This is a genomic window from Paenibacillus sp. IHB B 3415 (genome assembly GCF_000802655.2).
GTDB classification, from domain to species: Bacteria; Bacillota; Bacilli; order Paenibacillales; family Paenibacillaceae; genus Paenibacillus_AQ; species Paenibacillus_AQ phytohabitans.
Window position 1 is genome coordinate 23,591 of sequence record NZ_JUEI01000099.1, and the last position, 21,602, is coordinate 45,192.

Annotated in this window: 19 protein-coding genes and 1 other annotated feature; of the genes, 17 read left to right on the forward strand and 2 right to left on the reverse strand. The window is 47.9% G+C overall.

The window, feature by feature from the left end; all coding sequences use genetic code 11:
- Positions 1-175 precede the first annotated feature (175 nt).
- The 6 genes from QW71_RS31450 to QW71_RS31475 all read left to right on the forward strand — a co-directional run bounded on the left by QW71_RS31450 (position 176) and on the right by QW71_RS31475 (position 7,581).
- A complete protein-coding gene (locus QW71_RS31450; RefSeq protein WP_039308920.1) occupies positions 176-838 on the forward strand; it encodes a TetR/AcrR family transcriptional regulator in 663 nt (220 codons plus the stop codon).
- Positions 822-2,129 carry an MFS transporter gene (locus QW71_RS31455; RefSeq protein ID WP_039308922.1) on the forward strand — a complete coding sequence of 436 codons (1,308 nt, stop codon included), beginning with the start codon at positions 822-824 and terminating at the stop codon, positions 2,127-2,129. The genes QW71_RS31450 and QW71_RS31455 overlap by 17 nt, the downstream gene beginning before the upstream one ends.
- The gene (locus tag QW71_RS31460) at positions 2,114-4,432 is read left to right on the forward strand and encodes an ABC transporter permease (protein ID WP_039308923.1); all 2,319 of its coding nucleotides are present in this window, start codon (positions 2,114-2,116) and stop codon (positions 4,430-4,432) included. The genes QW71_RS31455 and QW71_RS31460 overlap by 16 nt, the downstream gene beginning before the upstream one ends.
- A gap of 9 nt (positions 4,433-4,441) precedes the next feature.
- Positions 4,442-5,200, forward strand: coding sequence for an ABC transporter ATP-binding protein (locus QW71_RS31465; RefSeq protein WP_200905997.1), 759 nt, complete (start codon positions 4,442-4,444; stop codon positions 5,198-5,200).
- 76 nt (positions 5,201-5,276) lie between these two features.
- A complete protein-coding gene (locus QW71_RS31470) occupies positions 5,277-5,990 on the forward strand; it encodes an ABC transporter ATP-binding protein (protein WP_039308926.1) in 714 nt (237 codons plus the stop codon).
- On the forward strand, positions 5,983-7,581 hold the full coding sequence (locus tag QW71_RS31475; protein WP_039308930.1) for a hypothetical protein: 1,599 nt from the start codon (positions 5,983-5,985) through the stop codon (positions 7,579-7,581). The genes QW71_RS31470 and QW71_RS31475 overlap by 8 nt, the downstream gene beginning before the upstream one ends.
- 451 nt (positions 7,582-8,032) lie before the next feature.
- Here QW71_RS31475 and QW71_RS31480 read toward each other — a convergent pair whose 3' ends face one another.
- Both QW71_RS31480 and QW71_RS31485 read right to left on the reverse strand, forming a co-directional pair.
- Positions 8,033-8,854 (reverse strand): methyltransferase domain-containing protein, encoded by an 822-nt coding sequence (locus tag QW71_RS31480; RefSeq protein WP_039308932.1) that lies wholly within the window; start codon positions 8,852-8,854, stop codon positions 8,033-8,035.
- A 95-nt stretch (positions 8,855-8,949) separates the two neighbouring features.
- Positions 8,950-9,948, reverse strand: coding sequence for a tryptophan--tRNA ligase (locus tag QW71_RS31485; RefSeq protein WP_039308934.1), 999 nt, complete (start codon positions 9,946-9,948; stop codon positions 8,950-8,952).
- A 44-nt stretch (positions 9,949-9,992) separates the two neighbouring features.
- Positions 9,993-10,251, reverse strand: a binding site (T-box leader).
- A gap of 140 nt (positions 10,252-10,391) precedes the next feature.
- On the opposite strand from QW71_RS31485, the gene QW71_RS31490 reads away from it, so the two are divergent.
- The 11 genes from QW71_RS31490 to QW71_RS31540 all read left to right on the forward strand — a co-directional run bounded on the left by QW71_RS31490 (position 10,392) and on the right by QW71_RS31540 (position 21,285).
- Positions 10,392-11,267, forward strand: a complete 876-nt coding sequence (locus QW71_RS31490) for a MerR family transcriptional regulator (RefSeq protein ID WP_039308935.1) — start codon at positions 10,392-10,394, stop codon at positions 11,265-11,267.
- A gap of 138 nt (positions 11,268-11,405) precedes the next feature.
- Positions 11,406-11,891, forward strand: a complete 486-nt coding sequence (locus tag QW71_RS31495; RefSeq protein WP_039308939.1) for an N-acetyltransferase — start codon at positions 11,406-11,408, stop codon at positions 11,889-11,891.
- A gap of 18 nt (positions 11,892-11,909) precedes the next feature.
- Entirely contained in the window at positions 11,910-12,383 is a 474-nt protein-coding gene (locus QW71_RS31500) for a GNAT family N-acetyltransferase (RefSeq protein WP_039308941.1), read from the forward strand.
- Between the two features lie 152 nt (positions 12,384-12,535).
- Complete coding sequence (locus tag QW71_RS31505) at positions 12,536-13,120, forward strand: GNAT family N-acetyltransferase (RefSeq protein WP_039308943.1); 585 nt, start codon at positions 12,536-12,538, stop codon at positions 13,118-13,120.
- A gap of 159 nt (positions 13,121-13,279) precedes the next feature.
- Positions 13,280-14,449: an MFS transporter gene (locus QW71_RS31510; RefSeq protein WP_039308946.1), complete on the forward strand. Its 1,170-nt coding sequence runs from the start codon at positions 13,280-13,282 to the stop codon at positions 14,447-14,449.
- A gap of 394 nt (positions 14,450-14,843) precedes the next feature.
- The gene (locus QW71_RS31515) at positions 14,844-15,782 is read left to right on the forward strand and encodes a ring-cleaving dioxygenase (RefSeq protein WP_039308949.1); all 939 of its coding nucleotides are present in this window, start codon (positions 14,844-14,846) and stop codon (positions 15,780-15,782) included.
- Between the two features lie 29 nt (positions 15,783-15,811).
- On the forward strand, positions 15,812-16,405 hold the full coding sequence (locus QW71_RS31520; RefSeq protein WP_039308951.1) for a flavin reductase family protein: 594 nt from the start codon (positions 15,812-15,814) through the stop codon (positions 16,403-16,405).
- Between the two features lie 327 nt (positions 16,406-16,732).
- Positions 16,733-19,153, forward strand: a complete 2,421-nt coding sequence (gene helD / locus QW71_RS31525) for an RNA polymerase recycling motor HelD (protein ID WP_039308953.1) — start codon at positions 16,733-16,735, stop codon at positions 19,151-19,153.
- 45 nt (positions 19,154-19,198) lie between these two features.
- On the forward strand, positions 19,199-19,942 hold the full coding sequence (locus tag QW71_RS31530; protein ID WP_039308955.1) for a hypothetical protein: 744 nt from the start codon (positions 19,199-19,201) through the stop codon (positions 19,940-19,942).
- 396 nt (positions 19,943-20,338) lie between these two features.
- Positions 20,339-20,758: a MerR family transcriptional regulator gene (locus QW71_RS31535; protein WP_039308957.1), complete on the forward strand. Its 420-nt coding sequence runs from the start codon at positions 20,339-20,341 to the stop codon at positions 20,756-20,758.
- Positions 20,755-21,285 (forward strand): hypothetical protein, encoded by a 531-nt coding sequence (locus tag QW71_RS31540; RefSeq protein WP_039308959.1) that lies wholly within the window; start codon positions 20,755-20,757, stop codon positions 21,283-21,285. Before QW71_RS31535 ends, QW71_RS31540 begins: the two co-directional genes overlap by 4 nt.
- Positions 21,286-21,602 lie beyond the last annotated feature (317 nt).

Below are 21,602 nucleotides of genomic sequence, written 5' to 3' on the forward strand. Positions count from 1 at the left end.
GAGCGAAATGGCTGTACACGTTTTATGACTGTGGAAAATAGACTTAAGGGCGCCGGAGCTGCGCCCTTTTTTCCTGTTTGTAACATTTTTAACGCGACAGCTCTGCAAAAGCATGTTATTCTATAATCAATTACCGACAGACAGTCGGTCGGTACAACTTAAGGAGAACCAAACCATGAGAATTGTAAAAGAAGCCGAAATACGCAGAAATGAAATTCTTGACGCAGCGGAAGAGCTTTTCGGCCAGAAGGGCTTTGACGGAACCAGCACGGGCGATATTCTGGGCAAGGTTGGGATTGCACGGGGGACGCTATATTATCACTTCAAGTCCAAGGAGGATATTATGGATGCGCTGATTGAACGGACGAATGCCAATATTCTGGGGGCTGCGCAGCACATTGCCGCTGACAAGAGCATACCTGTCATTGACCGGATTCTCCGCGTGGTTATGGCACTGAACATTAGCGGCGGAAGCGGAAGCAGCACGGAAATCATGGAGCATATTCACAAGCCGCAGAACGCGCTTATGCATCAGAAGATTCAAAAAGCGATCATCAGCGGTGTTCCGCCGATCCTGACACCGATTATCTGCGAAGGCATTGAGCAGGGAATATTCAACACCCAGTACCCCTATGAATGTATGGAAATGGTTGTGATCTATGCGAACACGATTTTTGATGATGACATGGTTGAAATGACGGATGAGGTACGCATGTCACGGGTACTGGCGTTTATTTCGAATGTAGAAAGGCTGCTCGGGGCCGAAAGCGGAAGTCTGATGAGCGTAATGCAGATGTTCGGTAACGGAGAGGAAGCCAGAGATGAAGACGGCGAATAGATCCGGCAAAGGGTTCAGTAAATTTCTGCTGCTCTGGTCAGGACAGCTGATTTCAGCAATAGGAAGCGGGCTTACCTCGTTCGGGCTGGGGATTTATATTTTTCAGCAGACCGGTCAGGCATCCGCCATGGCACTGGTAACTTTGCTGGCGTTTATGCCTTCGCTGCTGTTGAGTCCGCTAGCGGGGGTGCTGGCGGACCGCTATGACCGCAGGCTGCTGATGGTACTGGGCGACAGTCTTTCCGCAACAGGACTTATTTTCATTCTAATCTGTTTACTGAACGGAGAAGCGCAGCTGTGGCAGATTTGTATAGGAGTGACTATTAGCTCGGCGTTCTCCTCGCTGCTTGATCCGGCTTACAAGGCTACGGTTACGGATCTGCTCAGCGAGGAGCAATACACGAAGGCTAGCGGTTTTGTTCAGGTGGCCGGTTCGGCCAAATATCTGATTTCGCCTGTCATCGCCGGATTTCTGCTCGTTGTTTCAGATGTGAAGCTGTTGCTGGTCATCGACATCTGCACATTTTTCGTAACTGTTGCTGTAACACTTGCTGTACGCAGCGGTCTTTCCCCGAAGAGCTCCGGGCAGGCACAACCCTTTATCCGTGAATTCAAAGACGGCTGGAGAGCTGTTTCCGGTAACCGGGGCGTGCTCGTGCTTGTGGTTATGACCTCTGTAATGACATTTTTTATTGGTTTCATTGAGACCCTGTCCATGCCGATGATCCTGACTTTTTCGGACAGTGCGGTATTAGGTACGCTTGAGACTATTATTGCTTCGGGGATGCTTGTGTCGAGTGTGATCATAGGAATGCTGCCGATGAAGAAGGGGTTTGTCAAAATCCTGTCAGTGTCGCTCTTTTGCTCGGGAATAAGTATGGCGGCTTTCGGACTCCGTGAGAATATTGTGCTGCTTGGAATTTCAGGATTTCTCTTTTTTGCCATGCTGCCATTCACGAACACAGCCCTGGATTATCTGGTCCGCACCAACATCGATAATTCCGTTCAGGGAAGAGCCTGGTCACTGATTGGACTGGTGTCACAACTCGGGTTTGTCGCCGCTTATTCGCTATCCGGTGTGCTGGCAGATTATGTGTTCACTCCATTGCTGGTTACAGGCGGAGTGCTTGCAGGCAGTGTGGGGAAGGTCATCGGCACAGGCAGCGGACGGGGCATGGGACTGCTTATTATTATCGCAGGGCTGCTGTTAAGCTTAGCCTCGCTCATCATTTATCATTTGAAATCAATTAGAAGCCTTGAGAACAGAGGTGACATATGTACCACCGAATAATCCGCAATGATATTCTCAAAAGCAAAGGGATTACCCTGACCACGATGATATTTGTGGCTGCCGCAGCGATGCTGGTTTCTCTGTCAGCAATCCTGGTCGTCAATCTGTCCGGGGCCATTGATACGCTCATGAAGCAGGCCGGAACACCGCATTTCATGCAGATGCATTCCGGTGAACTGGATAAGCCGCGGTTTACCGCCTTTGCCGAGCAGAACAGCAAGGTTGACGAATTTCAGGTGCTCGATTTCCTCAATGTTGAAGGTACGAGGATTGTGATTGACGGCCAATCGCTTGCGGACAGCGTTCAGGATAACGGCTTCAGTACGCAAAGCGGGAAATTTGATTATCTGCTGGACCTGGACGGGAACGTGATTACGGCAGCCGACGGTGAGGTCTATGTTCCGGTTACCTATATGAAGGACGGCTCAGCAAAGGTTGGGAGTACGCTCGCAGTGGCCGGCAAGACTCTCACTGTAGCAGGTTTTTTGCGTGATTCACAGATGAATTCGCTGCTTGCCTCGTCCAAGAGATTCCTCGTCAGTGAGCATGATTATGCAGAAATTAAGGATTCAGGAAGCACCGAATATCTGATTGAATTCAGACTCAAGGACTTGTCCACGCTTGGCGCATTCGAATCAGATTACACCGCAGCAGGTCTTGAAGCCAACGGACCGACCCTAACCTATCCGCTATTCAAAATGCTTAATGCCATATCCGACGGACTCATGATTGCAGTCATCCTCCTGGCAAGCGTGCTGGTGGTTATTATTGCATTTATGTGTATACGCTTTACGCTCCTTGCAACCATAGAAAGTGATTACCGCGAGATCGGTGTGATGAAAGCCATCGGATTACGTGTATCTGACCTGAAGAAAATCTATCTTGCGAAATACGCAGGTATGGCCGCGCTGGGCAGTATTCTCGGATTTGCGCTTTCGTTCCTATTCAGAGGTCTTCTGCTTGAGAATATCAGGTTATACATGGGGGAGAGTGAGAACTCGGCGCTTGCCTTAGGCTGCGGAGTCCTTGGAGTACTGCTTGTATTCCTTGGGGTTACCGCTTATGTGAATAGGGTGCTGACACGCTTCCGGAAGATTTCCCCCGCAGAAGCCATCCGCTTCGGTACTTCCCAGGAACAGCCGGCGGGCTCGAAGCGTTTCAATCTGAGCGGGAACCGGCTGCTGAATACGAATGTTTTTCTAGGCATCAAGGATGTCCTGTCGAGGAAAAGTCTATACGGCACAATGCTCGCTGTACTCGTGATTTCTGCATTTATTATGATTGTTCCCCAGAACCTCTACAACACGATTGCCTCCAAAAGCTTCATCACCTACATGGGAATCGGGGACAGTGATCTGCGCCTGGATATTCAGCAGACCGGCAATATTGCCGTGAAGGCTGCAGATATTGCACAGGCTATGAAGCAGGATGCAGCCATCTCCCGCTATGCAGTGCTGACAACGCAGGCTCTCAAGGTGAAGCTGGAGGATGGATCGGAGGAACGGTTAAAGGTTGAGCTTGGCGATCATTCGATCTTCCCGGTGGCTTATTCCCAGGGAAACAGACCGGCTGCGGAGCATGAAATTGCCCTCTCCGCTGTGAATGCGGATGAACTGGGCAAAAAGACTGGCGATGCTCTTAGCGTGATGATCGACGGGGAGGCCAGGGAGCTCACGGTAAGCGGCATTTATTCGGATGTGACCAATGGCGGGAAAACAGCCAAAGCGGTGTTCACTACGAAATCGGCTGAGGTTATGTGGTCCGTTATTTATGCGGAGCTTGCAGATCCGTCGCTAACCGGCAGCAAGGTAACCGAATATGCGGACCGCTTCAATTATGCGAAGGTGTCGGGTATTGATGAATATGTTACACAGACCTTCGGCTCTACTATCAGCTCAGTCGGTAAGGCCTCCCGGGTAGCCATTACCGTGATGCTGTTCATCAATGTACTGATAACGCTGTTGTTTATGCGGATGCTTGTGGCCAAGGACCGGCATTCCATTGCCGTCATGAAGTCACTCGGGTTTACAAATTCGGATCTGACTGTACAGTATTTCTCACGTTCGGTATTCGTGCTGCTTATCGGGATGGTTCTCGGCACACTGCTGGCAAACACGCTCGGGCAGGTACTTGCGGGGGTGCTGATTTCCTCGTTTGGAGCTTCATCGTTCAAGTTCGTAATCAATCCGCTATCGGCGTATGTGTTATGCCCGCTGATGATGGCAGGCTCAGTGCTGATCGCCACAATTATTGGTACAGCAGGAACAGGGCGAATTCAAATATCCGGGAATATTAAGGAGTAGGTTATGGAGATGAAGAAGATGATTACCGGTATAAATATAACCAAACATTACGGCACCGGTGATGACAAGCGTAATGTTCTGGACGGAGTGTCTATCGAAATTAAAGAAGGGGAGTTCGTGTCGGTTATGGGACCTTCGGGCTCAGGCAAGTCTACTCTGATGTTTGCGCTGAGCGGAATGGAGCGGATTGACGGCGGACGGGTTACTTTTGACGGCAGGGATCTGGGGACACTTGCGGAGAATGAGCTTGCTGACCTGCGCAGAACGGGAATGGGCTTTGTGTTTCAGCAGCCGACACTAATGAAGAACTTGAACATCCTGGATAATATTATCCTTCCGTCCATGCGTGACAACAGGCGCAACGCAGCAGGGATTACAGAGAAAGCAAGACAGCTTATGCAGAAGGTGGGAATCGCGGAGCTGGCGCAGCGGGATATTACGCAGGCCTCTGGAGGGCAGCTTCAGCGTGCAGGGATATGCCGCGCATTGATGAGCAGCCCGGGCATTATTTTTGCTGACGAGCCGACCGGTGCGCTTAACCAGGCAGCGGCTCAGGGCATAATGAACCTGCTGTCAGAAATTAACGCGGAAGGTACTGCGGCCATGCTGGTCACTCATGATGCAACGATTGCTGCGAGGACGGAGCGGATTATGTTTATGTGTGACGGCAGAATCGTCAGCGAGATGCGGCTGCCTAAATATAGCGGCAAGGACATAGAGGACCGGGTGGAGAAGATTACGGTGAAAATGCGGGAGATCGGGATTTAACGATTGCAAATGAACGATTAGGGAGGGCTGTACGTATTATATTTATTTGCTGACACCAATGAAGAGGTGAGAGAACATGCTGACGATTAAACATTTTACGAAGAGCTATAAGGGCGGGAAGAAAGCGGTAGATGACTTAAGCTTAGTGGTCGAGCGGGGCGATATCTATGGCTTCATCGGACACAACGGGGCGGGCAAAACAACGACCATCCGCGCTGTAGTAGGTGTTCTTGATTTTGAAGAAGGGGAAATAGAAATTGATGGAATCTCCATTAAAAAAGATCCGGTAGCCTGCAAGGCGAATATTGCCTATATTCCGGATAACCCCGATCTGTACGATCATCTTACGGGCATCCAGTATTTGAATTTCATCGGCGATCTATTTCGAGTATCCAAGGCCAACCGTGAACGGCTTATTCAAAAATATAGCGATGCCTTTCAGCTAACGGCCAATCTGGGTGATATGATCTCCTCGTATTCTCACGGGATGAAGCAGAAGCTTGCAATTATCTCTGCGCTTATTCATGAGCCGAAGCTGTTGGTGCTGGATGAACCTTTTGTAGGCCTGGATCCCAAAGCTGCGCATACATTGAAGACCATCATGGCTGAGCTATGCAGCAGCGGCGGGGCGATCTTCTTCTCGACGCATGTGCTGGATACGGCAGAGAAGATTTGTAATAAGATCGCGATCATTAAGGCAGGCCAGCTCATTGCCCATGGCAGCACTGAAGAGGTGAAGGGCAAGAACAGCCTTGAGGAAGTATTCATGGAGCTGATCGACAATGATTAATATCTGGAGGTTAACGAAGCTGCAGCTGATGTCCACCTTCGGCCTGAATAAAGCGCTGCATACGAAAGATCCTGCAGAGAGACGCAAGGCGCTGCTGCTCAGCATAACGATTATGGCCGGTGTGCTTATGATTGGGGCGTTCTCCTTCAGCTACAGCTTCATGATGGCGATGGCATTTGAAGAGCTGGGACGGATGGATCTGCTGCTGGCGATTATGATGGCCGTTACTTCGATTGTCGGGTTCTTCACCACGGTCTATAAGGCAAGCGGGGTCTTATTCAGCTATAAGGATTATGATATGATCATGTCGCTGCCGGTGAAGACGAGTCATGTGGTGGCAAGCCGTGTGCTTCAGCTATATGTGATGAATCTGTTTTTTACACTGCTGGTTATGCTGCCTGCAGGTGCGGTGTATGCGATACAAGTGAATCCGGGAGTGCTGTTTTATCTGTTCTTTCTAATAACGCTCTTGTTCATCACCTTGCTGCCGATTATAGCGGCAACGATCATTGGCGCACTCATCAGCTGGGTGTCTTCGAGATTTAGAGCAAGCAAGATGATTAGTGTAGTGTTCACTTTTGCCGTCCTTATTCTTTTCATGCTGGGTTCATTTAATCTTAATGGAGACCAGCAGGAGCTTGCTGATATGGGGGCAGGGCTGGGTGATGCGATCTTTAAGCTGTATCCCCTGGCATCCGTGTATGTCGATGCAGTCTGCTCGTACCGGGTAAGTTCACTGATCTTCTTCATTGCCCTGTCTGTCCTTGCATTTGTACTCTTCTCCGCCGTGCTGGCAACCCGGTACAAAGCCATTCATACAGGCCTTATGACCAGCCACTCAGGCAGCAGGTATACGATGAAGCCGTTGCAGGCGAATTCTGCTTTTAAGGCGTTGTATCTCAAAGAGCTGCGCCGCTATTTCAGCTCAGCCAATTATGTGCTGAATACTGGTATCGGTATGGTGCTATTACTGGTTATGTCGGTTTCCTTATTGTTCGTCAGCTCGGAGAAGCTTGGCGTCCTGCTCGATATTCCCCGGCTATCCGAGTATTTGAGCACGCTGAGTCCGCTTGTGGTTTCTTTATTTGTGGTTCTGAGCTGCACTACGGCGAGTTCGATTTCGCTTGAAGGGAATCATTTGTGGATTTTACAAAGCTCGCCCGTCTCTAAACCCGCCATTATACTCAGCAAAGTAGCTGTGAATCTCACCATTACGCTACCGGTCATTGCCGTGAGCTGGGTGCTGCTTATCTATACACTGCGGACCGGATGGATGGAAAGTATATTAATGCTTGTGATCCCGGTGATCTACGCTTGTTATTCTGCCATGCTGGGCGTTATTGTGAACCTGAAGCTGCCTAAGCTGGACTGGACAAGTGAGGTTGCGGTAATCAAGCAGAGTGCAGCGGTGCTGGTATCGATGATTCTGGGGTTCATCAGTCTGGTTGTTCCGGCCGCGCTGTTCATGCTGCTTCGTTCGGTGAATGGAAATCTCATATTACTGGGCTATGGAATCCTTATGGCCGTGGTCTGCGCCGGAATGTACAGATATATACAGGTTAGCGGGGAACGGTTGTTTCTGAGGTTGTAGCCATTGTTGTCTTGAGCAGGATCAACGTGAGCACTTGGGTGGACGCTGCGCGAACGGACTGTTGTTCCAATCGCTGTTGTCCCCAGATTTTATTGATTCTCCTTAGCGGTGAAAATCCGGGGACAAAGGCGACCGCTGCCGCTTTTCCACAATCATTCCGTCCTCTCCGCTGTTTAAGCGGGAAACGATTTTATTGCGCGAACGGACTGTTGTTCCAATCGCTGTTGTCCCCAGATTTTATTGATTCTCCTTAGCGGTGAAAATCCGGGGACAAAGGCGACCGCTGCCGCTTTTCCACAATCATTCCGTCCTCTCCGCTGTTTAAGCGGGAAACGATTTTATACAAAAGAAACCACTCTTAAAGTAGGATTAAACCTTTTAAAGAAGTGGTTTCTTTGTGCTGTCTATGACAATAGCTCACCAAGACTAAACGGAATGCTATAGTACTCTATTAAGGTTTGGTGCCGCAGGCCATAAAAAATAGCATCATCGCATGTGCATCCGGGGAACGGTCGAATTGTTCATAGGCTCTGTTCAATTCCTCATACTCATATTCCGTAATGATCCCTTTCTTATAGAACCCGGTGAACCGGTTAATATCAAATTGACGTTTGAAGCCTTCTATACCATGCAGATCGCTATGCTGGAGGATGGCATCCATATCTACATCTGTATAGCCGGAGCCGGATAACAGGCGTGGCAGGCTTCGGCCAATGTTGCGGTTTCCGCCTCTTGAAGCTTGCTGCTGGACCAGCTTTTGGATAATAGCAGGCATAATCCCGATTTCAGGCTCGATTGCCCCGAACACCCCGTCGTCCACATCAATAATGACCAATTTACCGCCTGGCTTGAGGACACGTCTAAGCTCTGCTGCTGCCTGCTGCGGGTTATATAGATGAAGGAAAATTAAACGGGCAATAACAAAATCGTATTGATTGTCGGGCAGTCCAGTCTCATACACCGAAGCATGGGCGAAGGTAAGCCGTGATTCGGGGATGTTGCTTAACCTGAGCTTAGCCTCTTCTAGTAAAGCATCATCGATATCAAGGGCTGTGATTTCACTGTGCGGCAAGTGCTCCAGCAATTGGGCGGTAACGAATCCCGGACCTGCACCGGCCTCCAGAACCTTCATCCCGTCTGCCAATCCGAATTGCTGCAAGGTGCGGTACTCTTTGTTCCAGCCCATCGAAGCCTGTTCCTGCAGGCGCAGCATTTCTGATTCTGCCCCGTTACTGACATTCTGGAAATTATACGTGGAGTTACGTACGTTCATAGCTATTGCCTCCCAACCGGCTATTTGTAAAAGTTTGAATTTGATAATTTTACCATACCGTCCGTTTGAGTTAAACTCCGCTCCAGGGAGCTTATTTAAAAACGCCCGATCTTCGCTTTGACCTGCGCAAGCAGAGGAGCAGCTATGGCTCTTGCCTTCCGGGCACCTTCACTCAAGATCGCGTCGATCTGCTCTGGTGCTGCCATGAACTCATTGTATTTCTTCCGGGGTTCCTCCAGAGCAGCATTGATCACCTGGAACAGCTCCTGCTTGGCCTCCCCCCAGCTAATGCCGCTTAGATATTGCTTCCTGAAATCCTGTATTTGAGCGGGAGCCGCAAACTCTTTGTACAGCAAGAAAATATTAGACGTATCCGGGTCTTTCGGCTCCTGGGGAGGCGTAGAGTCCGTTTTGATTTTGCTGATCAGCTTCTTCAGGTTTTCTGGTGTTTCGAACAGCGGAATCGTATTATTGTAGCTTTTGCTCATCTTCCGCCCGTCCAGCCCTGGAATCACGGATGTGTTCTCATCGACCCTATAATCAGGGAGCTTGAAGGTATCTCCATAAACCCGGTTAAAGCCCTCGGCAATATCTCTGGCGATCTCCACATGCTGAATCTGGTCCTTACCGACAGGGACCTTGTCAGACTGGAACAGCAGAATGTCCGCAGCCATCAGCACCGGATAAGTGAACAGGCCCATATTGACTCCTGCATCTGCATCCACGCCTAATTGAATATTTTGTTCATGAATGGCTTTGTACGCATGGGCACGGTTCATTAGACCTTTGGACGTCAGACAAGATAGAATCCAGTGAAGCTCGAAGATCTCCGGCACATCAGATTGCCGATAAAAGACTACCCGCTCCGGGTCCAGTCCCAGTGCCAGCCATGTAGCTGCGATACCGTAAGACAGATCACGAAACTCGTCTCTGTCCTGAATGAAAGTTAATCCATGATAGTCAGCGATAAAATAAAGTGCAGTACAATCACCGGCCCCGGCGAGTTGCAGTGCAGGCTTGATCGCACCGATGTAATTCCCCAGATGGACTTTGCCGGTAGGCTTAATTCCGGTTAATACAATTTCCTTACTCATGTTATCCCTCCGTTTATGTAATCAAAAAGGGGTCCTCTCATCCTGAAAAGGACGAGAGAACCCCGTGGTACCACCTTAATTAGCCCGAATTGTGATCCGGACCCGCTTGAACGTATCGCGACACTGCTAAGTGCCCTGAATACGCGTCTCTTGTAACGATGAGACCTTCGCCAAAGCCTACTTCCTGAAGGTTCGGTTTGGATGCTCAGAAGCCCACTTCGGCATAATCCCTACACTGATTCGCAGCAATCATCAGCTCTCTGGAGTATTCGTTATGCGTACTCTCTTCGTCATTGCAAAGTTGTATACTATTGTATTACTGTATTTTTACAATACATGCGGGTGAAAGTCAATTTTTATTATTGGATTTATGGAAACCCCCCTTGAATTTGACGCGGCGTCAAGTGATACGATAGCTATGAGATCTCAGAGAGGAGAGCGAAATGAACAGATCTGTTGCTATACAAGAAATGTCGGAGCAACTCGGGCTGACGAGCCGCACGCTGCGCCACTGGGAAGCGGAAGGGTTATTCCAAAGCGGTAGAGATGATTCCTCGGGGTGGCGTGTGTACGATGAACATGCGCTGGCAAGTATTCGGATCATGGCGGTGCTGCGGAAGATGGACATACCGATCAAAGAAATAAAGTCAGTGATTAGTGCGAATTCAGTAGCCGGGCTCAGTAAAGTCATAGTGAATAAAGTGAATTCTATCAAGAAGCAAAGGGAAGAGATAGGGGGTGTTGAGCGGCAGTTAAACCGGGTCCTCGAATACCTTGAGCGGCAGAACGAAGGCAAGCTGGACCTGGATGATATTCTTACCGAGACGGAGGCTGTGTTTATGAGCAGTTTAACGGAACCGCATGTATTCAAAATTATCGATTTACCTCCCATGAGAGTGGCTTTTCATATTGTTGTAGACGTATCTCCCGAAGACAAAGCGATGGGCCCTTTAATGGACTGGCTGAAGTCAGCGAACCTGCTGGGTACAGCGCGGCTCTTCGGTGGTAATATGAAGCCCATGCCAAGCAGTGCGGGCAAACCCTATGGTTACGGGATGTGTGCGACAATTCCAGAGGCAGTCGTTGTTCCAGAGCCTTTCAAGGAAATGCAGCTGCCTGGAGGACTGTATGCCATGCTTGGTAGCAGTGACGACATCGGCGGTTCCTGGAAAAGTCTGATGAATCAATTATCGCAAAGCAGGAAATACCGTTCTGATCGCGGAAGGCTCTGCCTCGAAGAGCATATCCGTAACGATCATCCGGAGGGCAGCGGCAACCTGTATGATCTTAACCTTCTGGAGCCGGTAAAGGCGAAATAAGTGTAAACAGGCGGGCATCCTTAGTGAAGTTCTGCCTGTTCGCGTCCAAGCACTTACATGCAATATGTCATGGTAGAATGATGTAATTCAATGTAATGTTTGGAAGTGAATTTAAGAGGAATGGCGAGGGGGCGAGGCATGGGGATTGAATTTAAGAAGGTGAGCAGTTTTCAACGGGGAACACTCTTTGAACTATTAAAAGATGCGTATTCTTTTGATTGCAGATATGAACAAAGCTGCCTTGCTGAATGGCGGGATTTTGATAACTTTTTCTTTGACAATCCGCCGATTGCAGATAAATACGGGTTTATCACAACGCTGCACGATGAAGCTATCGGCTTTGTTTTCTGGGACCCGAGGAATCTGCCGGAGGTTGCGGAAATCGGCCATAACTGCATTGCTTCAGCACACAAAGGTAAAGGTTACAGTAAAATGCAGCTTCAAGAAGCAGTGAATAGAATCCTCCAAAATGAAGTCCGGAAAATTATTGTAACGACGAATGATGATCTGGTTCCTGCCCGGCGGATGTATGAGAGTATCGGGTTCAGCCTCTCGCATAGAAGACAGAATAATCATATTGCCGGACTGGATGGCGAACACTTGGATTATGTATATTTTGTATAAAATCTGGAGGTACATAGGATGGAAGTTACTTTAAGTAAAGCGATAGTGGAAGATGCGGCAGCGATTCACGAAATGCAGACCCGGGCATTCCTGCCTTTGCTCGAGAAATATCAGGACTATGATACGAACCCTGCTAGTGAAACTGTAGAAAGAGTAGTGGAGCGGCTCAATCAAGCTTGTGTAGATTATTACATCATCCGGAATGCCGGTGTTGCGGCTGGTAGTATTAGAGTCGTGAAGAAAGAGGATAATCATTACTGGATCGGCACAACATTCATCTTGCCGGAATTTCAAGGTCAAGGCATTGCCCAGCAAGTTTTCAGCCAGATTGAGCGCATCTATGCTGACGCTAAGTCTTGGGGGCTGGCTACCATCGTGCAAGAGGAAAGAAACTGCTACTTGTATGAGAAGCTGGGTTATAGAAGAACGGGTGAGACCAAAGAGATCAACGACAAGCTGACTTTGTGCTTTTATGAAAAAACGCTTTTTTAAGGTTCACGTCGTAAAGATATTGTTCAAAGAAAATAAAGTGTTAGACTGGCGGGCGCTTCATTAATCTAACGGGCAGTTTAATTGAATAAGAAGGAGAAGGCATAAAAGAGACGAAATGACTATTCAATATTCATAAAAAGGAGAGAATTATCATGGAGATAACGCCAGTAGAACTGATAGGAAAAAGGGTTAAGATACTTCCTATGGAAGTTGATCACGTACAGGAATTATTTGATGCGGGAAACTATCCAGATATATGGGCGTATATGCCAATGAAAATAAATTCAATTGAAGATATGAAATGTCTTGTGGATGGAGCGCTTCAAGCAAAAGTACAAGGAACTGAATTTCCTTTCGTTATCTATGATAATGATTCAGGAAAAGTTGTGGGAAGCACTCGTTTTCTTGATATATCCATACCTAATCGGAGTTTGGAAATTGGTTGGACATGGCTGTCTCCGACAGTTTGGCGAACAAGTATAAATACTGAGTGTAAGTATCTTCTTTTGAAGCATTGCTTTGAAAAACTAGGGACAATTCGTGTACAAATAAAAACAGATGGTCGTAATCTTAGGTCTCAACAGGCAATTGAAAGATTAGGTGCTGTTAAGGAAGGAGTGCTTCGTCGGCATCGCATCATGTATGATGGATATGTGCGAGACTCTGTGTATTACAGTGTAATCGATGAAGAATGGCTTTTCGTGAAGGACAGATTAGAGAGTATGCTACGACAATAGCGTAAGTTCTTGATTATTAAACGAAGGGATTCGATTGTTCGATAAGATGGGCTGCGTTCGGCAGCCCTTTTTTTGTAGTGATATGTTTCATCATTAATGATTCCAACCTAACTCTTTTTATGCCCCTTTGTGAATATACATTTCAATGGGGGGGATTTAATGGAGTTACAAGGGAAGATAAGTTTAAGTGTTGGTTGGATAACTTTGTTTCTTATGGGTACTGACTTATTTGTGGTGTCTCCGTTATTACCGTTCATTTCGGAAGCATATCAGGTTAGTACATCGACCACTGGATGGATGGTAACAGTTTTTGCAGTTACATATGCTTTTTCAGCTCCTTTTTTTGGTTGGTTTTCAGATAAAAAGGGACGGAAATTATTTATTACGTTTGGTTTATTGCTGTTTGCTATTTCTAATACACTAACCGCTTTTACTCCTTCTTTTTTATGGTTAATTATAAGCCGTATTTTAGCTGGTTTGTCCGTCGCTTCAATTACCCCTTTGATTTATGCAATCATTAGTGATATTGCACCGCCAAATCGGAGGGGATCATGGCTTTCAATTGTTGTTTCAGGACACTTAACGGGTCTTTGGGCAGGAACGCCGTTCGGTACGTTATTGGAGCATTTTCTAGGTTGGCGTTCAGTATTTGTTGTAATGGCTGCCATAGGAGCAATATTGGCAGTAGTGAATTTCAAAACATGGGTTTCTATTCCAAGAAGTGATTCAACCATAAATCTACTACAAGGAAATCTTCTTCGAATATTAGGTTCTGTAAGTGTTACTACCATTTGGGCAATTTCGATGTACACTCTTTATGTTTATTTGGGAGCAGCTCTTTACTCCGAAAATAGATTCTCGTCATCAGAAATCGCATTAGCTGTTACTTTTTATGGTATCGGAGCGGTTTTAGGAAGCCTTATAAGTGGACAATTAACAGATAAGTTTGGAGAAAGAAAAATTTCAAAGGCTACACTAATTTTCTTGACTCTTATACTCATTTGTTTAGGGATATTCTTCTCATCTGGCGATTGGGTTTATTTCTTTCTGTTTATATGGGCTTTGGTTGGTTATGCAGGATTCACATCATATCAAGCAAGATTGGCAATGGAATATTCAAAAGAACGAGGAATTGCAATGGCATGGAATAATACAGCTTTATATATAGGTATCACGATTGGTTCAATGATTGGAGGTTATGTCATATCTAATTGGGGATATTCACTGCTCCCTTATGTTTGTAGCGGCGCAGCAATCGTTAGTTTTATACTCAGTACCCAAAAGGTACAAGAAGCCAAAAAAGAATATGTTTTTTCAGAAGATAGATGACCTCAGAACGAGGTCTTGTTATTTAGCTAACGGGAAACGTTAGTTTAACGACAATAGCGGCAGTCTAAGACTTTATTTTTCAAGTCTTGTTCTGTTCGCTGCTCGCGTTAAATCAACGACTCCAGTCTAATACTTTATTTTCACCGAACAGATATAAAATGCTGCATTCTGTACAACAATTTTCGATTATGGACGTTTTTGGGAGGAGGATGTTGTATTTTGTGCAGGATTGTAAATAGTAAGAGATATAGACAAGTGCTTGACAAGCAGAATAATAAAAAGTAAAGTGAGAATATAAATTATCTTAACTTAAAGATAATATTCAACCTAATATCTTAAAGTAAAGATAAAACATTAATATAATCTAACTAAATTTAATTAGGAGTGAATTTAAATGAAAAAACAAACTATGGGCATTCATCATATCACCGCAATTGTCGGCCATCCGCAGGAAAATATGGATTTTTATGCAGGCGTATTGGGACTCCGGCTGGTTAAGCAAACCGTCAATTTCGACGATCCCGGAACGTATCACTTTTACTTCGGCAACAATGGAGGCAAGCCGGGGACCATTATCACCTTCTTCCCTTGGGCAGATGCATATCAGGGTAAAATTGGCGGGGGGCAGGTCGGCGTTACTTCATATGTGATTCCGGTAGGGGCGATGGCTTTCTGGAGAGAAAGACTGACGAAGTTCAAGGTTGCTTTTACCGAAATAGAGCGGTTTGGCGAGCAGTACCTGGAATTCGATGATCCCCACGGTCTTCATCTCGAACTGGTGGAACGGGAGGCAGGAGAACGTAACGAATGGACCTTCGGCGGGGTAACACCAGAGGTTGCGATCAAGGGCTTCGGCGGTGCTACACTGCTGTCCACGCATCCGGAACAAACGGCGGAGCTGCTGGAGAAAGTGATGGGACTTACATTCGTAGGACAAGAAGGCGATGTCGCCCGTTACCATTCCACTGCGGATATCGGAAATGTAGTTGAACTCAAGGTAACTGCGGTGCAGCGCGGCGAAATGGGTGTCGGCACCGTGCATCATATTGCCTGGAGAGCGAAGGATGATCAGGATCAGCTTGAATGGCAGGATTATGTGCATGATAATGGATATGGAGTAACGCCAGTTCAGGACCGGAATTACTTCAATGCTATTTACTTCAGAGAGCATGGGGAGATCCTGTTTGAGATCGCCACTGATCCTCCGGGCTTCGCCCATGATGAATCGCCGGAAACGATGGGCAGCCACCTGATGCTGCCGGCACAATATGAGCCGCACAGAGAACAGCTTGAGCAGGTATTGCTGCCTTTTACCGTAAGGGCAGTAGATTAACCGACTTTCAGAGAAGAGGGGATGCTAAGATGATTTCAATTGATCCACTGCAGAATAGCGAGCGGGATAATTATAAGCTTCTCACCGGGAGCATTATCCCGCGGCCGATTGCTTTTGTCACGACGATGTCGGGGGAGGGTATCTTGAATGGTGCGCCGTTCAGCTACTTCAATATTGTTTCCTCCAACCCGCCGATGATCTCCATTTCGATTCAGCATGCTGCGGGCCAGTCCAAGGATACGGCGCGGAATATTAAGCAGACGAAGGAGTTTGTCGTTCATATTGTGGATCAGCAGAATGTCGGGCAGGTAAATATCACCGCAGCACCCCTTCCTCCGGACCAGAGTGAAGTTGCTTTAGCGGGATTGACGCCTGTAGATAGCCTGCAGATTGCTGTTCCGGGGGTTAAGGAAGCGAAGGTGCGGATGGAATGTACACTTGAGCATTGTCTGGAGCTGCCTAATAATGACCTGATTATCGGCAGGATTGTACAGTTTCATATCGATGAGGATATTTATAATCAGGGGAGAATAGATCCGGTACAGCTGGGAGCGGTAAGCCGTCTGGCGGGGAATAATTATGCGGGGATTGGTGAGGTTTTTACCATAGAGCGACCGGTTTAAGGCTGTGCTGGTAAGCAGGCAGTCGTAGGATGTCTGTTATACTCAGATTCTTATATCTGAACAACAAAACCCTGGCGCAAGCGCCAGGGTTAATTATGTATCGGGAAGTATTGCATACAAAGAAGTAATATGTTAATGTTAAAGAACTGTTGACTTTTTTTAAAAAAAGAACGGAGGTTACACATCTTATTTATATTTTAATTATAGCAAAGGGACATCCGGTTTGTCAACCCGCCAGTTTGGGATTATTTCAGCGGGGAAGATAAGGAAAGTGTAGGCGCGACGTAATTAAATTTTTATCCTTCAAGAAAAGGGAGTGGTCAGGTGATGGAGAAGATAAGCAGCTGGGAGCAGGAGCAGGAGTGGCTGGAGCAGGTAAAAGAAAAGCTGAAATTGGGGATCGCTAACCTGGAGCCGGAGGTTGGCCGGTTAAAGGAGCAGGCAACAGATATCCGCAAAAGATTCTGGGAAGAGGTAACGGTGAATACCAGCACCCAGGAAGACTTCGAAGAGAGCTTCTTTACCATAACTCAGCAGGATGCCGTCTTATCTGAGCGGGAACGCAGCCACGCGCGGAAGCTGCAGCAGTGGAAGAATATGCAACGGCTGCTGCCGTCCCCTTATTTCGGGCGGATTGATTTTCATGAGGATGGCCAGAGTGCTGAAGAGCAGGTCTATATCGGTGTCTCTTCCTTCGTCGATACAGACGGACTGAGCTTTGTGGTCTATGACTGGCGCACTCCAATTGCGAGCCTGTACTATGACTATCCGCCGGGAAAAGCAGCCTTCGATACACCAGGAGGACGGATCAGCGGAACAATGAGTCTGAAGCGGCAGTACCAGATCCGTAACGGCCAGCTTCAGCATCTGTTCGATGCGAATGTAACGATCGGCGACGAATTGCTGCAGCAGGTGCTCGGCAAGGGTGCGGATGCCCAAATGAAAAGTATCGTGGCAACCATCCAGGCGGAGCAGAACGCGATCATCCGCAACGATAACAGCCAGATGCTCATTGTGCAGGGAGCGGCCGGCAGCGGCAAAACATCAGCAGCGCTGCAGCGTGTAGCTTACCTGCTGTATAAACACCGCGAGCGGCTCTCGGCGGATCAGATCGTGCTGTTCTCACCTAACCCGATGTTCAACAGCTATGTGTCTACTGTTCTTCCCGAACTTGGTGAAGAGAATATGCAGCAGACGACCTTTCAGGAATATCTGGAAACTTGGCTAAGTCCGGAATTCCGGCTTGAAGATCCGTTTGATCAGATTGAATATGTATTAACCGGGGAGCAGGACAGGGGTTATGGGTCCCGTCTTCAAGCCATTGAATATAAGGCATCGGAAGCCTTCCTTCGGGCACTTCAGGGCTATTCGCAGTGGCTGAAGCAAGAGGGCATGCTGTTTAACGACATCTGTTTCCGGGACCGCGTGCTGATCTCAGGAGAGCAGATCAAGACCAGGCTGTATAGCTATGATCCTTCGATTCGTCTGCCGAACCGCGTCACCCTGGTGCAGAAATGGCTGCTGGAAGAGCTGGCCAGACTGCAAAAGGAGGAGCAGGGAGCGTCCTGGGTACAGGAGGAGATGAATTACCTCGATAATGAGCAATACGCTAAGGTATACGGCATGCTGCACAGAGAGAAGGGGGTGTTTGACTTTGCCGAGAAATACCTCCGGCTTCAGGAAATGCTGGTGCACAAGCGCGAGCTGGATGAGAGTGATTTTGATTACGCCGAACGGGAGGAAGAGCTGCTGGGCGAGATGATCGTGAAGGAGCAGTTCAGACCTCTGAGACGGGGAATCAAGCGGTTCACATTTATCGACATGAGCGGGTTATACCGCCAGCTGTTCACTGATGAACGGGCCTACAGGGAAATGACAGGTGAATCGGAGGTGCCGGAGCTTTGGCCGGAGATCTGTGCGCAGACGAAGGAGAAGCTGAGCGGGCAGGAACTCTTTTATGAAGATGCGACACCCTATCTGTATTTAAAAGAGCTGATCGAAGGCGTCCGGACGAACACGCAGGTGCGGCATATTTTCGTTGATGAGGGCCAGGACTACTCCATGTTTCAGTATGAGTTTCTCAAAAAGCTGTTTCCCCGCGCCCGTATGACGGTCCTCGGTGATTTCGGCCAGGCGATCTTCACGCAGGCGACGAATCTGTCAGGTGCGGGTTCACCGCTGGTTCAGCTGTATGGAGAGGCGGAGACTACGCAGTATCAGCTGGTCCGGAGCTACCGGTCAACTTATGAGATCGTGGAGTTCACGAAGCCGCTGTTGCCCGGCGGTGAGGTGATTGTCCCTTTTGAGCGGAGAGGCAGAAAGCCTGTTCTGGCTAAGCTGGAGAGCCATAAGATGAAGGCGGAACGCATAGTGAAAGATATTGCTGCGCTTCAGGCGGAAGGGTACACTTCGATTGCCGTGATTACGAAGACTGCAGCTGAGAGTATAGAAGCTTATAAGACTCTGACCGCCGGAGGCGCCGCTGAGCTGCGTCTGATCACGAAGAACACGCCTACTTTCGAGAAAGGGGTACAGGTGATTCCTGCTTATCTGGCCAAAGGCGTAGAGTTCGACGCTGTGCTGATCTACGATGCTTCCCCGCAGACGTACCAGAGGGAGAACGAGCGGAAGCTTTTTTATACCGCAGGTACACGGGCGATGCATGTGCTTCAGCTGTACACGACGGGGGAATGGACGCCTTTCATCCGGGAGGTAGACCCGGCATTGTATGAACTGACGGAGCGATAAGCGCAGGTTATCCTGGGGATTTCTTGAAAGGAAAGGAGCGGAGGTATGCTGATTTCCAGTCATTTGAACAAGTATAGACAGACGATTCTTGAGCTCCCGGAAGATACAATGCTGTCCAAAGCGGATTTGCTGGCCAGTGATCTGCTCATGAAGCGCAGCGGCCTGCTTGAAATGTATTATGCTCCGCACAACGAGTATGTCAATCCTGCTGCCAAAGTGGTGATTATCGGAATTACGCCCGGATGGACACAAATGAGAATAGCGCTGCAAGCAGCCAAAGCCGGCCTTAAGGCTGGACTCTCCGATGAGGCAGTGTGCAGGCTGGCGAAAGAAGCGGCCGGCTTTGCCGGAACAATGAGAACCCACTTAATTGACATGCTGGACGGACTTGAACTGCATCGATATCTGGGTGCCGGATCTTGCGGGGATTTGTTTCAGGATCAGCATGAGCTGCTGCATACTACTTCTCTGCTGCGGTTTCCGGTTTTTGTGGCGGGGAATAATTATAACGGAACCCATCCCCGTCTGCTGAGCAACCCTTTTCTGAACCAGACTGCCTTACGCTCATTGCAAGATGAACTCAGTCTCATGAATCAGCCGTTAATCATACCTCTGGGCAAAAATGTAGAGCAGGTGCTTCAGCAGCTTGCAGCGGACGGGGTGCTGGATGCAGGAGATTGTCTGTGGGGATTCCCTCATCCTTCCGGCGCCAATGGACATAGACATATGCAGTTTGCCAGCCATCAGGAGTCCATGCGAAATAAGATACGTGCGCTTAGCGGTAAATGAAGAACGCTCTGAATATATATGATAAAGAAAATATGAACAGTAACCGACCGGCTGCGCAGCAGCTGGTTTTTTTGATATTTAGTAAATTATGATTTTCGTTTGTTGTGGATGAATCCTACTGAATCTCCTGGAAGCCGGCCATATGGGACAATCAAGGGGAAGTCCCCTGGAATTCCCCAGACGCGGGCCGAAGGAGTAAATGAGGGGCATTAGTGCTGAAACGATAGGATACCAAGTTACTCTGACCGGAGAGAGGTAGTTTATGTTTATGTTCTGGTCTCCGTCTAAGCGGAATGTTGACAACGGATATTAGTTACACTAAACTGTAACTAACACACTAAGATGTAATAGAAACAGATGACTGTAACTAATGTTTCTATAAGAAAGGTGATTATTATGAACACGTACACCGCGAAGCAAGTAGCCGAAGTACTGCAAAGCGAAGATCCGCAAATGAATTTGCGGACGGTCAGGTACTACACACAGATTGGTATGCTTCCGCCGCTCGAGCTGGTTGGCAACAAGCGGGCGTATACGGATAATCATCTGCATTATTTACGCGCCATTCTCGTTTTGTCCAAGGGCGGCGACACACTCTCCTCGGCTCAAGAGAAATTAGCGGATCTGGCGATGGATGAAGTGATTAAGATTGGTGAGAATCTGCGTTTGTATCAGTCAGACCAGATGATTCGGAACGAAATACTTGTTGTCAATGAAGATGTGATTCTCTCGGTGAGTCCGCGTATCCCGCCAGCGTTGAAAGAAAAGATGATCGAAACCGTCAACCGGTTACTTAAGGAGGAGGGACACTCATGATACAAGTCCGCTATGCCAAATCTGCAATTGAAAATGCAGAAGGTATGAATCATCTCTGGCTTCAGATTGCTCCGTTGGGTTCAGTCCAGAATGCCCGGGTGCAGATTACTCTGCCGGCAGGACTTCACCGGGTGTGTAATCTAAATGGTGCAGACGAGGACAACGCCGGGGTGATATCGGTTCTTGAGCCGCTGGTTGTAACGGATCTGTTCATCGAAATTTTTACACTGGAGCCAATCCCCTGCGGGATGCACTATATTACTGTTGAACTGTCATACAAAGACTATGTAGGATCGGGCACCAGTATCAGGCAGGAGATTCCGCTTATCGTCGTACCCGAAGAAAAGTCAGGTGATATTGATACCGATGAGGAAGTGGTGCGAAGAATTAAAGAACTGCAGCTTCTGCCTGGCAGTGGTGAGATGAACGAGGATAATGAGTACCCCCCGGTCAAGCTGATCAGGATTGACTCCAGTAATGTATCCGAATGGGAGAAGAAGTACCGCGTCGAAGGGGCAATTGAATAGTACCGTATTTTTGGAAATCCTGCCCATCATGGCTAAGAAAAGAAGAGCCAGCGGACAAATGACCGCTGGCTAGAAAACCAATTCACCCGTTAGGGGGATTAGAACGAACTGGATAAGCTCAGAGAGGAGGGGAAGCGGAATTAGTTGGATTTCCTCCACTTGCTGATGAACGAATGGTAGCATCTAAACCAACAGTTGGAAAAACAACACTTAAATCCGCCCATTTCATCCACAGTAGCGAAAACTAACTAGATTAGATGCTGTTTTTCAGACTGTTGAAAAAGTCGATTTTCAAGCTGCTACATTCCCGGAAATTC